This is a genomic window from Heliomarina sp. (genome assembly GCF_052826185.1).
On sequence record NZ_JBRBUI010000017.1, the window covers coordinates 585,143 to 598,820 of the forward strand.

General features: G+C 62.0%; 9 protein-coding genes and 1 pseudogene. 6 read left to right on the forward strand and 4 right to left on the reverse strand.

Going from position 1 to position 13,678, the window contains the following annotated elements:
* The first annotated feature begins 71 nt into the window (after nucleotides 1-71).
* The 4 genes from ACU0FH_RS08090 to ACU0FH_RS08105 all read left to right on the forward strand — a co-directional run bounded on the left by ACU0FH_RS08090 (nucleotide 72) and on the right by ACU0FH_RS08105 (nucleotide 6,868).
* On the forward strand, nucleotides 72-2,294 hold the full coding sequence (locus ACU0FH_RS08090; protein WP_446194141.1) for a TRAP transporter permease: 2,223 nt from the start codon (nucleotides 72-74) through the stop codon (nucleotides 2,292-2,294).
* 3 nt (nucleotides 2,295-2,297) lie between these two features.
* Nucleotides 2,298-3,542: an NAD(P)/FAD-dependent oxidoreductase gene (locus ACU0FH_RS08095; protein ID WP_446194142.1), complete on the forward strand. Its 1,245-nt coding sequence runs from the start codon at nucleotides 2,298-2,300 to the stop codon at nucleotides 3,540-3,542.
* Between the two features lie 156 nt (nucleotides 3,543-3,698).
* On the forward strand, nucleotides 3,699-4,940 hold the full coding sequence (locus tag ACU0FH_RS08100; RefSeq protein ID WP_446194143.1) for an Hsp70 family protein: 1,242 nt from the start codon (nucleotides 3,699-3,701) through the stop codon (nucleotides 4,938-4,940).
* A gap of 224 nt (nucleotides 4,941-5,164) precedes the next feature.
* On the forward strand, nucleotides 5,165-6,868 hold the full coding sequence (locus ACU0FH_RS08105) for an ABC transporter ATP-binding protein (RefSeq protein WP_446194167.1): 1,704 nt from the start codon (nucleotides 5,165-5,167) through the stop codon (nucleotides 6,866-6,868).
* Between the two features lie 533 nt (nucleotides 6,869-7,401).
* Here ACU0FH_RS08105 and ACU0FH_RS08110 read toward each other — a convergent pair.
* The 4 genes and pseudogenes from ACU0FH_RS08110 to ACU0FH_RS08125 all read right to left on the reverse strand — a co-directional run bounded on the left by ACU0FH_RS08110 (nucleotide 7,402) and on the right by ACU0FH_RS08125 (nucleotide 10,245).
* Nucleotides 7,402-8,052 (reverse strand): TonB-dependent receptor domain-containing protein, encoded by a 651-nt coding sequence (locus tag ACU0FH_RS08110; protein WP_446194144.1) that lies wholly within the window; start codon nucleotides 8,050-8,052, stop codon nucleotides 7,402-7,404.
* A complete protein-coding gene (locus ACU0FH_RS08115) occupies nucleotides 8,049-8,768 on the reverse strand; it encodes a hypothetical protein (protein WP_446194168.1) in 720 nt (239 codons plus the stop codon). The genes ACU0FH_RS08110 and ACU0FH_RS08115 overlap by 4 nt, the downstream gene beginning before the upstream one ends.
* Nucleotides 8,769-8,820: 52 nt before the next feature.
* Nucleotides 8,821-8,955 (reverse strand): annotated as a pseudogene (locus ACU0FH_RS08120) (hypothetical protein); the annotation flags it as partial.
* Nucleotides 8,956-9,321: 366 nt separating this feature from the next.
* Entirely contained in the window at nucleotides 9,322-10,245 is a 924-nt protein-coding gene (locus tag ACU0FH_RS08125; protein WP_446194145.1) for a helix-turn-helix domain-containing protein, read from the reverse strand.
* Between the two features lie 206 nt (nucleotides 10,246-10,451).
* Between ACU0FH_RS08125 and ACU0FH_RS08130 the strand changes: the two genes are divergently transcribed.
* Nucleotides 10,452-11,093, forward strand: coding sequence for a DUF2161 domain-containing phosphodiesterase (locus ACU0FH_RS08130; protein WP_446194146.1), 642 nt, complete (start codon nucleotides 10,452-10,454; stop codon nucleotides 11,091-11,093).
* A 185-nt stretch (nucleotides 11,094-11,278) separates the two neighbouring features.
* Nucleotides 11,279-13,054 (forward strand): calcium-binding protein, encoded by a 1,776-nt coding sequence (locus ACU0FH_RS08135; RefSeq protein WP_446194147.1) that lies wholly within the window; start codon nucleotides 11,279-11,281, stop codon nucleotides 13,052-13,054.
* Nucleotides 13,055-13,678: the final 624 nt, after the last annotated feature.

Genomic DNA, 13,678 nt, shown 5'->3' on the forward strand with positions numbered 1-13,678 from the left:
CCGCGCCGCCTGATACAATTCTACCCGGGTGATCGCAGGCCCTGCGGCCCGGCGCGCAGTAAAGGCATCCCATGACCCAGACCTCTCATGACAGCTCCGACAATGACGTGCTGAGCGCCGAAGAACTGGCCGAGATCGAACGCAAATACGATGAAGGCGCCGCGACCCGCCCCGTCGGCGGAGTCATGGCCCTGCTCCTGCGGGCCGTCGCCCTTGCCTTCGCGGTTTATCACTTCATTACCGCAGGTTTCGGCTTGCCCGCCGATCACTGGCACATGGGCTGGCACCTCGCCGGGCTTTTCATCCTGATCTACGCCTTCTACCCCCTGCGCGGCAGCAAGGGCGCCTATGACATGCGGGTCTCGCGCTGGCGCATCGGCAATGTGCCGATCTTCGATCTGGTGCTGATGGTGCTCGGTGTCGCCAGCGCCCTCTACCTCGGTTTTGCATGGCGCGGCGTGCCCGCGCTCGGGATCGAGGAACAGATGTTCCGCATGGGCAATCCCAACACCTATGACATGGTCTTTGGCTGCATCCTGATCCTGCTGGTGCTCGACATCGCGCGGCGCACGCTGGGCTGGGTGCTGCCTCTCATCATCTGCGTCTTCATGAGCTACGCGCTCTTCGGTCCCTATTTCCCCGGTATCCTGCAACATCCGGGCGTGAAATTCCGCACTTTCGTGTCGTCCATGTACTTCCCGCAAGAGGGCATCTTTGGCGTCACCCTCTGGGTCACCTCCACCATCGTCTTTCACTTCGTCCTCTTCGGAGTCGTCGCCCAACGCACCGGCCTTGGCGCGCTGTTCATCGATAACGCTACCATCCTCGCCGGGCGCTATCGCGGCGGACCAGCCAAGGTTTCCGTCGTCTCCTCGGCGTTTTTCGGCACGATTTCGGGGTCTTCGGTGGCCAACACGGTCTCCACCGGCTCGCTTACCATCCCCAACATGAAACGTCTGGGCTATCCCGGCCATTTCGCGGGCGGGGTCGAGGCCGCCGCCAGCGCCGGGGGCCAGATCACCCCTCCGATCATGGGCGCCGCCGCCTTTATCATGGCCGAGTTTCTCGAGCTTCCCTATACCACCATTGTTATCGCCGCGATCTTCCCCGCGCTGCTGCATTACGTGGGCGTCTTCACCGTTGTGCACCTGATGGCCCGCAAGCTGGGTCTCGAAGGCATGGCCAAGGACGCGCTGCCCCGCTTCGTCGAGGTCTGGAAGGACGGCTGGGCCAATATCCTGCCGCTGATCGGCATGCTCTACGTGCTCTTCTCCGGCTACACGCCCTATATGGCGGCCTTTTGCGGCATATCCCTCGCGTTGATCGCAGGCATGGCACGCCTCCACGCGCCCCTTACGTTGATCTACCCGATCGCCTTCGCGGCCTTTACCATCTGGAAATACATGGGCGACGGGTTCGGCACGGATGTGACCGCGATCCTGCTGGTCTCGACGGCGCTCTCTGTCCTGAACCCGCAGGAACGCATTCGCCTGCCCGAGATGTCGCGCACGCTGGAAACCGGGGTGAAATACGCGCTCGCCGTGGGCGCGGCCTCGGCGGCGGTCGGCATCGTCGTGGGGGTCATCAACACCACCGGCATCGGTTTCCGGCTTGGGTTCATGGTCACCTCGGGCGCGGCGACCATGGCGCAGGGGCTGCATGACCTCCTCAGCTTCGGCACTCTCGAACTGCTCTCCACCGCTGATCTCACGCTCTTCCTCTCGCTCGTGCTGATTGCGCTTGCCTGTATCCTGATGGGCGCGGGCATCCCGACTACAGCGCTCTACATCATGCTGGTCTCGGTCGCCCAACCCGCGCTGGCCCAGCTTGGCATCCCGCCCATCGCAAGCCACATGTTCGTGCTCTACTACGGTGTCGTGGCCGAGATCACGCCCCCGGTCTGTACTTCGGCCTATGCGGCCTCGGCGATTGCCAATTCCAACCCGTTCCGCACCGGCATTTCGGCCTTCACGCTCGGCCTCGGCAAGGTCGTCGCGCCGATGGCTTTCGTCTATGCGCCGGTCCTACTTTTCGTGTCCGAGGGCGGCTTCAACTTCGGTGAATTTCTTTACACCGCCAGTTCCGCCATCGCCGGGGTTGTCGCGCTGTCGACCGCCGTGGTCGGCACCTTTATCGTGCGCGTGCCGGCATGGGGCCGGTGGCTGCTGGCCCTCGCGGGGATCGTTTTCATCGCGCCATCCCCGATGGCCGATCTGGTGGCGTTGGCGATCTGTGCCCCGGTCCTGCTCTTGCAGATTACCGGGGCGCGACAGGAAAAACTGGCCGGAGCCTGATACATGACAGACGACGTGATCATCGTGGGCGCAGGCCTTGTCGGCATCTGCTGTGCCGTATCGCTGGCCCGGCGCGGCAAAACCGTGCGGCTCATCGACCGCGACGCGCCGGGGCAGGCGACGTCTTATGGCAATGCCGGGGTGATCTCGCCCTGGTCCATCGCGCCACAGGCCTCGCCTGGGTTGTGGAAATCCATCCCCGGATTGCTGACCTCGCGCGAACGCCCGCTTCGCGTGCGCCCCGAGACATGGCCGCAAATGATCCGCTGGGGGATGCGGCTTTTGTCCTACAGCGGAGAGGACAAGTTCCGCGCAGGCTCGCGCGCGATGATCCCGCTTTGCGGCCCGTCGATCACCCTCTACCGCCGTCACCTGCAAGAGGCCGGTATCAACGAGGCGTTGGTCGAGGATAGCTGCTATATCCACGCCTACCGCCGCGATGACGGCGCCGATCTGAACGGTCTCGAATACCGAGTCCGGGCCGAGGCAGGCGCGCGTCTTGAACGGTTGAACGCGGAGGAGCTGCACGAGCTTGAGCCCGATCTCGGCCCCGCATTCCGATCGGCTATCATGATCCACGATCAGGCCCGCGCCCTGTCACCCGGACGGCTTGGCGCGGCGCTGGCCGAAAACCTGCGCCAGCGCGGCGTTACCATTGAAACCGCCGCCGTCACGGCGTTGACCGCCGGCGATAACGGCTGGACCGTGCAGACCAAAGGACAAAGCTTTACCGCCAAAAAGGTCATCCTTTCGGCAGGCGCATGGTCGGCGGGGCTTTTGCGCCCGCTGGGCATCGACATCCCTTTGATGGCCGAGCGCGGCTATCACATGCAGTTCCGCGACCCCGGTATAAGGCTCAACAATTCGATCATGGATGTCGACGCCAAGATCGTCGCAAGCTCCATGACAGACGGGATGCGGGTCGCGGGCGGGGCCGAATTCGGCAGCCTCGACGCGCCCCCCGATCCAAAGCGCGAGGCCCTGCTGCGCGGACAGGCCCGCCGCATCTGCCCCTCGCTCGATGACGGCAAGGGTGAACTCTGGATAGGTCGCCGCCCCTCGCTGCCCGACAGCCTTCCGGCGCTGGGCCCGTTGCAAGGCGTGCCGCCCGGCCTGATCGCAGCCTTCGGCCATTCGCACTACGGGTTGATGATGGCCCCCGCCACCGGCGAAATCATCGCGGATATGGTGACAGGCCAGCCCAGCGATCTGGATGTAAAGCCCTACGACCCGCATCGCTTCGCGTAAGAACGCGGGGCCGCGCGGCCGTATAGCCAAAGCATTGCTTCGTCCTGCGTGGCCGCCATTCCCTGCGGATGAACGAAACCCTCGCATGACCTGAAAAACCACCTTGCCCCCGCAGGCGACATCCATTAGCGATCGCGGCCTTCCAGAGGTGACGCCATGCAGACAGATACCCTTGCCATCGATTTCGGAACCTCGAATTCCGCAGCAGCCGTGGCCTATGAAGGCGGGATCTTTCGCATTCCGATCGAGCGTGGCGCCGAAACCCTGCCCACCGCCGTCTTTTTCCCGACCGACACGGGCCGGATGCGCATCGGTGCCTCGGCGGCGGATGCGCTGATCGCGGGTGAGGACGGGCGCTATATGCGGGCGCTGAAATCGGTGCTTGGCCTACCGCTCTTGCATGAAAAGCGGCTGATCGGCGGCAAACGGCGCACGCTGTCGGGCATCATCACCGAGTTCCTGACCGAGCTGCGCCAGCGCTCTGAGACCGCGACGGGGCTGACCTTTACCAAGGCGCTCTCGGGCAGACCGGTGCATTTCCACAGCAACGATCCCGCCAAGGACGCTCAGGCCGAGGCCGATCTGCGCGCATGCTACCTTGCCGCCGGGTTCAGCGAGGTCCGCTTTCTGGCTGAACCCGAGGCGGCGGCAATAGCCAGCTACGGGCTGGGCGAGGCGGAACAGACCGGCCTGATCGTCGATATCGGCGGCGGTACCTCGGATTTCTCGGTGTTCCGCAGCCGAGAGGACGGACCCGAAGTCCTCGCCAACCACGGCATCCGGCTGGGCGGGACGGATTTCGACCACGCGGTTTCCCTGCTGCACGCTATGCCTGCGCTGGGCCTGGGCGGCGAGCTGCGCCGCGAGATGGGGCAGGGGCTCTTGCCGGTGCCGCGCGCGCCTTACGTGGATCTTGCGACATGGGCCAAGATCCCCTTCCTCTACACGCCCGAGACCCGGCGCATGGTCGCCGACATGGTCCGGCTGGCGGTCGATCCCGAGCGCATGGCGCGGTTGCTGACGGTGCTGGAGGAAGAACTGGGTCACGAACTGGCCTTTGCGGTCGAACGCGGCAAGATCGCCGCCAATGGCGGTACCGACGCGGCGCAGATCGGCATGGGGTTCATCACGCCATATCTGTCGCAGGAGATCACGCCGCAAAGCCTCGATTCCGCGCTGAGTGACAACCGTGCGCTGCTGCGCGACGCCGCCGCCGAGACCCTGCGCATGGCCGGTGTCGGCCCGGATAAGATCGGCCGCATCGTACTGGTCGGCGGCTCGAGCCTTATGCGCTTTGTCTCGGAAGAGGCGAGCGCGCTCTGTCCGAACGCGCAGGTCCTGCGGTCTGAGGCCTTCACCGCCGTGGTCGACGGTCTGGCACTCGCCGCCCGCCCCTGAGCCGCGAATAAGGCTCAGAACCGGCCAAAAGGCACCCTTCCGATGCACAGGGGGTGTACAGAGGGTGTACAGGTGGTGCCCGCCGTTTTGCGCCCTTGCGCCGCATCTTTAAGCAGGGATGCGCGGCGGCTGTCGGCCTCTCGCGATTGTGCCGTCACCCCGCCCCGAGGGGGCATTTGCGCGCTGGCGAATGTTCCGGTCCCATGCTAACCGCTGACCTCGAAATGATACGTGAATTCGCCGAATATTACCGCCCGTGGAAAGCGCTTTTCTGGCTCGATTTCGGCAGTGCCGTATTGTCGGGCCTGCTTGAGCTCGGCTTTCCGCTGGCGATCAAGCTCTTCATCGACGTGCTGCTACCGCAGGGTGATGTGCTGCTCACCATCCTTGCCGCTGTCGGTCTGATCGCGATCTACGCGATCAACTCCGGCCTGATGGCGATCGTGATCTATTGGGGGCACAAGCTTGGCATCAACATCGAAACCGAGATGCGCCGGAAAGCCTTTGACCAGCTGCAACGGCTGTCATTCTCCTATTTCGACAAGGTGCGCACCGGCAAACTTGTCGCGCGGGTGACGCGCGATCTGGAAGAGATCGGCGAGGTGGCGCATCACGGGCCCGAGGACCTTTTCGTGGCGGTGATGACCTTTGTCGGCGCCTTTGTGATGATGCTGGCCATCGATGTGAAACTGGCGCTGATCACCGCGACGATTGTGCCCGCCTGCATGGCCATCGTGATGGTATTCGGCGGGCGCATGACCAAGACATGGCGCGAGATCTACGCCCGGGTGGCCGATTTCAACGTCCGTCTTGAAGAAAATGTGGGCGGTATCCGCGTGGTGCAGGCCTTTGCCAATGAAGACCATGAAAAACGCCTGTTTTCAAAGGACAACGCCCGGTATCGCGATACCAAGCTGTCAGCCTACAGGGTCATGGCGGCCTCTTCGACGCTGAACTACATGGGCATGCGCTTTGTGCAGGTGGTGGTCATGGTGGTCGGGGCGGTCTTTGTGCTGAACGGATCGCTCACCACAGGCGGATACGTGGCCTTCCTGCTGCTGATCGGCCTGTTTTTCCGACCGCTGGAAAAGATCGCGGCGGTTATCGAACTGTACCCCCGTGGCATCGCCGGTTTCCGTCGTTACCTTGAACTGCTCGAGATCGAGCCTGACGTGATCGACCGCCCCGAGGCGCGCCCCGCGCCGGCGCTGCGCGGTGAAGTGCGTTTCGAAGGCGTGACCTTTGGCTATGCCGAGAACCGCGCGATCCTGCGCGACATTTCCCTTGAGGTCGGGGCCGGGCAGACGGTGGCCTTCGTCGGACCGTCGGGAGCGGGCAAGACCTCGCTTTTGGCGCTGGTGCCGCGGTTCTATGAGCCGGACGCTGGCCGGATCACCATCGACGGGATCGACGTGAAGGACCTGACCCTGCAGTCGTTGCGTCGCCAGATCGGCATCGTCAGCCAGGATGTGTTCCTGTTCGGCGGGACCCTGCGGGAAAATATCGCTTACGGGCGGCTGGACGCGAGCGAGGAAGAGATCCTGCTGGCGGCGGAACAGGCGCGGCTGAGCGACATGATAGAAGCGCTGCCGCTCGGGCTGGATACCGTCGTCGGCGAACGCGGCGTGACGCTTTCCGGCGGGCAGAAGCAACGGGTGGCCATCGCCCGGATCTTCCTGCGCAACCCGCCGGTCCTGATCCTCGACGAGGCGACCTCGGCGCTGGATACGGAGACCGAACGGCAGGTGCAGCGGGCGTTGCACGACCTTTCGCAAGGCCGCACGACCCTTGTCATTGCCCACCGGCTTGGCACCGTCCGCGATGCGGACCGGATCGTGGTGATGGACGAGGGCCGGATCGTCGAGATGGGCGATCACGAGGAGCTTGTCAGCCTTGGCGGGCGGTACGCGCGTTTGAACGCGGCCTGAGTTCCGGACGTGGCATGCCCGACGTCCGGACTTGTGGCAGGTGGACGGGCAGTGAGGCGCAGGGGACCTGCGCCGCCTCCGGCGGGGATTTTTTATAACCCAAAGAAGCAGAGGGAGCTTTGATTTCCGCGCGTCCCGGATCGCGGTGCCGAGGATGTTCAGGGGGCAGCGGCGGCAATTGGGCCTTGTTTGCCTGGAGGCCTGACTGGCATCAAAAAAGGCGCGTTTGGGGGGCGCGCCTTTTGCTTTGGGGTTTTGTGAATTTGCTAGAAGGATGTGCTCAGGTTGAGGGTGATTATCCGGCCTTCGCCCCGCCAGCAGGCGGAGGTGCCGAATGAGGTCTGGCAGCTTGCCGTATAGGCTTTGTCCGTCAGGTTGGTGACGTTGAGGTTCGCCCTCCGGTTCGGGGCGAATCCCAGCTGCGCCCGCATCCACCAGCCAGGTGCTTTGCACCGGCAGGGTATTGGCGTTGTCGTCCCAGCTATGGCCCTGATAGCGAGCGCCTAAACGCAGCTTCAACTCCGGTATGGCGATCAGTATATAGGTGAGTTCCAGCAGGCGAAGCGTTCGACCACCGATTGCGGGGTCTTGCCGACAAAGCCGGGATCCGAGGCGAATTCGGTGATTTCCACGTCGAGATCGGTGAAGGCGGCGCGCCGGGCGAAGCTGGTGGTCAGGCGCATGTCTGCTTCGAGTTCGAAGCCGCGCGAGCGGACCTCGCCGAGGGTGCGGCTGTCGGAGGTGCCGCCGTTGACGAAGGACTGGGCCACGTCCTGACGCCGGATGTCGAAGGCCGAGAAGTCGATCAGCGTTGCGTCGTTGGGCTGCCATTTCAGGCCCATCTCGATCTGCTGGCCGGCCTCCGCTTGCGAGGTGAGGGTCGAGGCATCGAGCGCCTTCGGGTCGAAATAGGTCCCGGCGGTCACGTAGGGAGCGAAATCGCCGATCTGACGCATCAGGACGAGACGCCAGGAGAAGGCATCGTCCTCGCGGTCGAGATTGGCGCCGATACGGTTGTCGAAGGATGACGAGACCTTGTCATAGCGTCCTTTCAGGGTCGCGATCCATCCATCGCCGAAACGGATCTGGTCCTGCGCGTAGATGCCGATCAGTTCCTGCACGCGGACACCGTCGATATAGGGCGCGCCGACAGTGGGCTGGGGAGTGCTGTAATCGGAGTTCACCGGATCGAGCGGGGTGCCGAGGGCAACGGATTGCTTTTCATCGAGCCGGTATCGGCGGGCGTGGAGGCCGCGCCGGTCGCGAAGCGTCGGGTCAAGCGCGGGTCGTTCTGGATGATGGTCGCCTCGCTGTCATGGGCTAAGACAAAGCGGTTGACTTGCGAGCCTGCGGTAGGGATCTGACCGGTCGTGAACCCATTGGGGTAGACGTAGGGCTCTTTCAAGTTCGCTTGTCCGATGCGGAAAGTATCGATCATCTCCCAAGCACCGATGTCGCGGCGGTAGATGCCGGTGGCGATCAGCTGTTCTCGTTCGTAGTCATCCGCATCCGGGTTGCCGCCGTAATAGTAACCGTCGAAGAACCCGAACTGCGCCGCCTGTTGGGTGCATAAATAGGGCAGGAACTGACCGCCGACATGGTCTTCGTTCATATATGTGTAGGAGAGGTGCAGAGTCAGCAGGCCGCCATCGGCGAAGACCTTGGTCGCAGCGCCATAGGCGATGCCTTCGAACCCGTCCTCGAACATGCCATGCCCATCCTGCCGGGTGACTTTGAGTCCGTAACGATGGGACAGGTCATTACCGATCACGCCGGACTGCTCTCCGCTGGTCCAGGTGCGGCCCTCGCGGTCGGCGCCAAAGCTGAGCCTTGTGCCAACGGTGCCTTTGGGGAGTTTCGAGACATAGTTGACGAGGCCGCCGGGACTCAATTGCGCCATAAAGCATCGAGGAGGGGCCTTTCAGTACTTTGGTGCGTTCCAACAGGAAGGGATCGATATAGAAAGAGCCGAAGCCGTAAGAGAAGAGCGACAGCCTGTCCAAAAAGGCGCCGGTGTCGGAGGCATTGAAGCCGCAGATGTAGAACCAGCTAGTGTCGCTGTCATGGCCGTAGAGCTGGATTTGCACCCCTGTGATACTGCGCAGCGCCTCGTCGACCTTGCTGGGCTATTTCTGTTCAAAAGTTTCGCGGGGAATGACGCTGACCGACTGGGGCACTTCGGTGATGGTGGTGGCGGTCTTCATGCCCGACAGAGTGGTCGGGTTCAGCCAGCCGTCGACCGGTCCAGCGCCTCCGAGGTCGAAGATGATCGGATCGACTTCGGTAACGTCGTCCCGCAGGGCTTGCAGCGCAAAGCCACCGGCAAGCAGGGTGGTACCTGCCAGCAGCGCGGCCCGCGTCAGGCGTGTCTTTATGTAATCGGTGCCCTTGGCGTAAGGGGTATTGCCGCCGGAAGCAGGGCTTGGGCGGGGATTTGGCGCTTCCTAGGGGACTCACCCGACGCTGTCTTGACTAAAACTGTCGGATATTGTGCGATCCGTTTCCGAGATCGATTTTCTGCGCCATTGTCCGGGGGTTTCACCGGTGACAGTGCGGAAAGCGCGGGTCAGATGTGCCTGATCGGCAAAGCCAACCATCACGGCCACATCGGCGATGGAATAGCGGTTTTCTTCCAGCAGCCGCTGCGCGGTGTCGACACGGATCGCCTGAAGGGCGCGGTGCGGGGTTTCTCCGCGCGTTTTGCGGTAGGCATGGGCAAACCAGCTTTCCGACAGTCCCGCCCGCTCTGCCATTTCGGAAACCGGCAGACGGCGGTGCATCTCGGTGCGCATCAACCGGTCGACCTGTGTCAGCTGATCCTGTGTCAGCCCGCCGCGCAGCGGTTCATCGCTCTGGGCGATGGTTCGGGAGGCGAGCATCTTGGCAACGATGCCTAGCGCGAGACAGTCCAGAAGGACGGTTCCGGCGGTGCCCCGGCGGATATCTTCAGCAAGTGTTTCGGCGATGGCGAGAACGCCGCTGTCCTCGGGGAGATAGACCGGCTGATCCAGCAGGTGCGACGGCTCGCCCATCTCAGTCAGGCACGAGGCGAGATAACGCGCATTGAAATGCAGATCGAGATGTTCGAACTTGGTTGGCCCCGCGATCTGCGACGTTATCGGGACCGAGCCGGGTATATAGACGGCGCGCACCGTTTGCGCCTCTTCGCCCGGCGTGTCGTGAAGCGACAGGGGCGACGGTTCACTGCCCAGCACGATCACGAAACGCGGGTCCCGGGCGATATGCTGACCGCGCGCGCCCGCGTGGGCCTCTACCGTCCAGAGATCGGCCACCAGTCCTTGCGTGGCTGCGTAGATCAGCGGCGCGATCGGGCGGATATTGGACAGCACGGACTTTATGCTGGGCCGGAATGACATTCGAAAACTCGCATACCTGAATATTTCTGTCAGTTAATTTTGCAGCACTCGCCAGAGATCGCAAGCTCAAAGCGTACAAACTGTTTAGAAATCTTGGTTTCCTTTGCGGGCCTCACGGTTTCAGGGGGGAGGCGGTTGCTTTTGATGCAATTGGCGTCCGGGTGGTTCTGGGCTAAAAGGGCTGAAAACGGAAAAAGCAGGCTTCGTTGCAGGAAACCGCTCTATACGCGCCGATCAAGCGCCACCTTGAGGCTCAGGGCTATTCGGTCAAATCCGAGGTGGCCGGTGCCGATGTGGTGGGCTTGCGCGCCGACGATCCCGATCCGGTTATTGTCGAGATGAAAACGGCCTTCTCCCTGTCGCTAGTGCAGCAGGGGATTGTGCGGCAGTCGATTAGCGACTGGGTCTACCTCGCTGTGCCAACCATCAAGGGGCGCAAGACGCTCGCCCGACATCTGGGCCTTTGTCGTCGACTAGGGCTTGGCCTGATCACGGTCCGGACCAAGGATGGGCATGTCGAGGTTCAATGCGATCCCGCACCTTTTGCGCCACGCAAGATCAAGGCCCGGCGTGACAGACTGCTGCGTGAGTTTTCCCGCCGCGTCGGTGATCCCAATATCGGCGGGTCGAACCGGGTGACGCTAGTCACTGCCTATCGTCAGGATGCGATGCGCTGCGCCAAGCATCTGGCCGATGCGGGGCCGTGCAAGGGCGCGGTCGTAGCACGTGCCACCGGTGTGACGCGGGCGACAACGATCATGCGCGATGACCATTACGGCTGGTTCGAAAGGGTCTCGACGGGGATTTACCAGCTGACGCCAAAGGGGCAGGCGGCGCTGCCGGATTAACTGGGGGCGGCAGAGCGTTAACCAATAAGTTGACGGTGTTTCGCCAATGGCACCCGCAAGCTGCAAAGTGCGTATAGCTGACAAGTGTTTATTGACTTGTGAAGAATTTCGATGGCTGATCGCTTCATTCCCGGCCTGTTTTTCGGCCGATATTTCAAAGATCTCGAATTTCGAAAGAGTAGCATATGTTCGATACGATCAAGACAGCCGTATTCACTTTGGATACACCTTCCTTCAGTTTCGACGAATACCGTCTGACCCCGCTTTCCAACGGCACTCTTCTCCAGACATATATAATGCCCGGCGGCGCCTATGATCAGGGCGACTTCTCCTCGAGCGACGGGGGCACGCATCTGGCCGGGCAGATCCTTGACGCGAATGGTAAGCCGATGGGCAAAGCCTTCTCGATCCAGAAGACCACGGGCGAGACCTCGCTTGACCACCAGGTTGCGGTGCTCAAGGACGGCGGTTTCGCCGTGACATGGGATTTCGATGGTGAGGAAAACGCGCGCTTTCGTATCTTTGAAGAGAATGGCAAGGCCCGCACCGGTGAGATCACGCTTGGCGAAGAAGACACCGAATATGATGACGAGACTCATATCATCGCCGAAGATCACGGTGGCTTCACCATATTCATGGAAAAGGACACCAGTGTTCTCTACGGCCGCTGGGAGCAGCAGGCGTTCGACGCGAACGGCAAGGCGCTGAACGAACCGGTAACGCTGGACGCGGTGACGGCATTCCGGGACGACGCGAACGTGCTGATGCGGCTGACCGATGGGCAGATCCGTTTCGTTGGCACCGACCCCCATGCCTATAACGTGGATGGCTATACGTATATCGACGGCTATCAGCGCGCGACGCAATCGCCCGGTCTGTCGGGTAAGGATGCGCGCGAGGTCATTCCGCTGGCCAACAACTATTACGCCATGGCGGGCATTCAGGAAGAAGGTTCGTCAGAGCCGATCGTGCTGCATATCCTGCAGCCCAATCCCGAGTTCCCCAATCGCGACGTCAAGATCACCGGTGAGATCACCGTGTCTGAAATGAACTACTTCTATTACGACATCCAGCCGTCGATGGTGGCGCTGCCCGATGGTGGCGTTGTCGTGTTCTGGACGGATGCGAATGAATATCTCTGGGACACCGAAGATCCGCGCTATGGAACCGGCAATAACGTCATGGCGCAGGTCTATGACTCCGACTTCAAGGCGGTGGGCGGCAACGTCGTCGTGCATGACTCCCTTGACGGAGAGCAGACGCTGATGGATGCGGTGCTGACCGACAGTGGCCAGATCCTTCTTGCTTATTCGGATGACACTGAAAACGGCAGCTCGCTGGTCGGCACGCTGTTCAATGTCACCAAGAACGGGCTTGAGGCCGCAAGTGGCGGCGGGTCGACCGGCGGGTCCAAGACCATCACCGGTACCGGCAAGGCCGACAAGCTGGTGGGCACGGGCAAGGATGACGTGATCGTCGGCAAGGGCGGGTCCGACGTGATCAAGGGCCGGGGCGGCGATGACGAGATCAGCGGCGGCGGCGGTAAGGACAAGATCCTCGCAGGTGGTGGCCATGATGATATCCGCGGCGACAAGGGCGCGGATACGCTCAAGGGCGGCGGCGGGCGCGATACGCTGAACGGCGGCAGTGGCAAGGACAAGCTGGACGGGGGCAAGGGCGATGACGTTCTGACCGGCGGCAAGGGGGGCGACGTCTTTATCTTTGGCAAGGGATTTGGCTCGGACCGCATCACAGACTTTTCCGGCGGCGGCAAGAATGGCGACAGTATCTTCTTCAAGGCCGGGGGCGGCGAGGCCGGGTCCTTCAACGCGTTCAGCAACCACAGCACAGACACCGCCGATGGCGTTCTCTATGACATGGGTGATGACGGACAGAACACGCTGCTTATCGAAGGGCTGACCCTATCCGACCTGCGCGGCGGCTGGTTCGACTTCGCCTGATAGGTATGACGGATGTCCGACAGGGGGTGTACGGTTTGTGTACCGCCTGTGCCGGGCGAAATCCTCTGAACATCTGAGCCGGGGCGCCGATTCATATCGCGCCCCGGTTCTGATTCCGCAGGGCAGGGGAGGGCGAGTCGCGGATTCGAGGTGAATCGGCGCCGATTCACCCGGGTGACTCGACCTGATTTGCCGGACTCTTGGGGATAAGCCTGTGGGTAACCCAATATGTGGTGGTTTCGAGTCGTCGGGTCCCGGAGATTCTATCGGGCCGCAGACACGAAAAGCATTTCACGCCAAAAAATGTGACGAATTAAGTGGCTGTTTTTAAATGGGAAAACAGATTTTTTGAGAAAAAGTATGAAAACCTGAAAAAACCGCTTGCGGGTTCTGCGTAGTAACACTAGAACCCCCTTCACCGGCGGCGCTGAGGCGCTGACGGGGCGCCAGACGGGCGGTACGGACGGAAACGAACGGGCCGGTAGCGAGACGCAAAGAAGAACATCTGAGGTATTACAGGCGGGGCGCGCCGATAAGTTTAGGGCGCATCCTGTGAGTTTTGTCTCTACGCTATTTGACATTGATGACAAACTGAAGAGATATGTGGGCGGTTTGGTCTATTTC

What these genes read in the sequence shown, in the direction of transcription:
- ACU0FH_RS08090 (WP_446194141.1), top strand. Translation starts at nt 72, where the DNA reads ATGACCCAGACCTCTCATGACAGCTCCGACAATGACGTGCTGAGCGCC.
- ACU0FH_RS08095 (WP_446194142.1), top strand. Translation starts at nt 2,298, where the DNA reads ATGACAGACGACGTGATCATCGTGGGCGCAGGCCTTGTCGGCATCTGC.
- ACU0FH_RS08100 (WP_446194143.1), top strand. Translation starts at nt 3,699, where the DNA reads ATGCAGACAGATACCCTTGCCATCGATTTCGGAACCTCGAATTCCGCA.
- ACU0FH_RS08105 (WP_446194167.1), top strand. Translation starts at nt 5,165, where the DNA reads ATGATACGTGAATTCGCCGAATATTACCGCCCGTGGAAAGCGCTTTTC.
- ACU0FH_RS08115 (WP_446194168.1), bottom strand. Translation starts at nt 8,768, where the DNA reads ATGGCGCAATTGAGTCCCGGCGGCCTCGTCAACTATGTCTCGAAACTC.
- ACU0FH_RS08125 (WP_446194145.1), bottom strand. Translation starts at nt 10,245, where the DNA reads ATGTCATTCCGGCCCAGCATAAAGTCCGTGCTGTCCAATATCCGCCCG.
- ACU0FH_RS08135 (WP_446194147.1), top strand. Translation starts at nt 11,279, where the DNA reads ATGTTCGATACGATCAAGACAGCCGTATTCACTTTGGATACACCTTCC.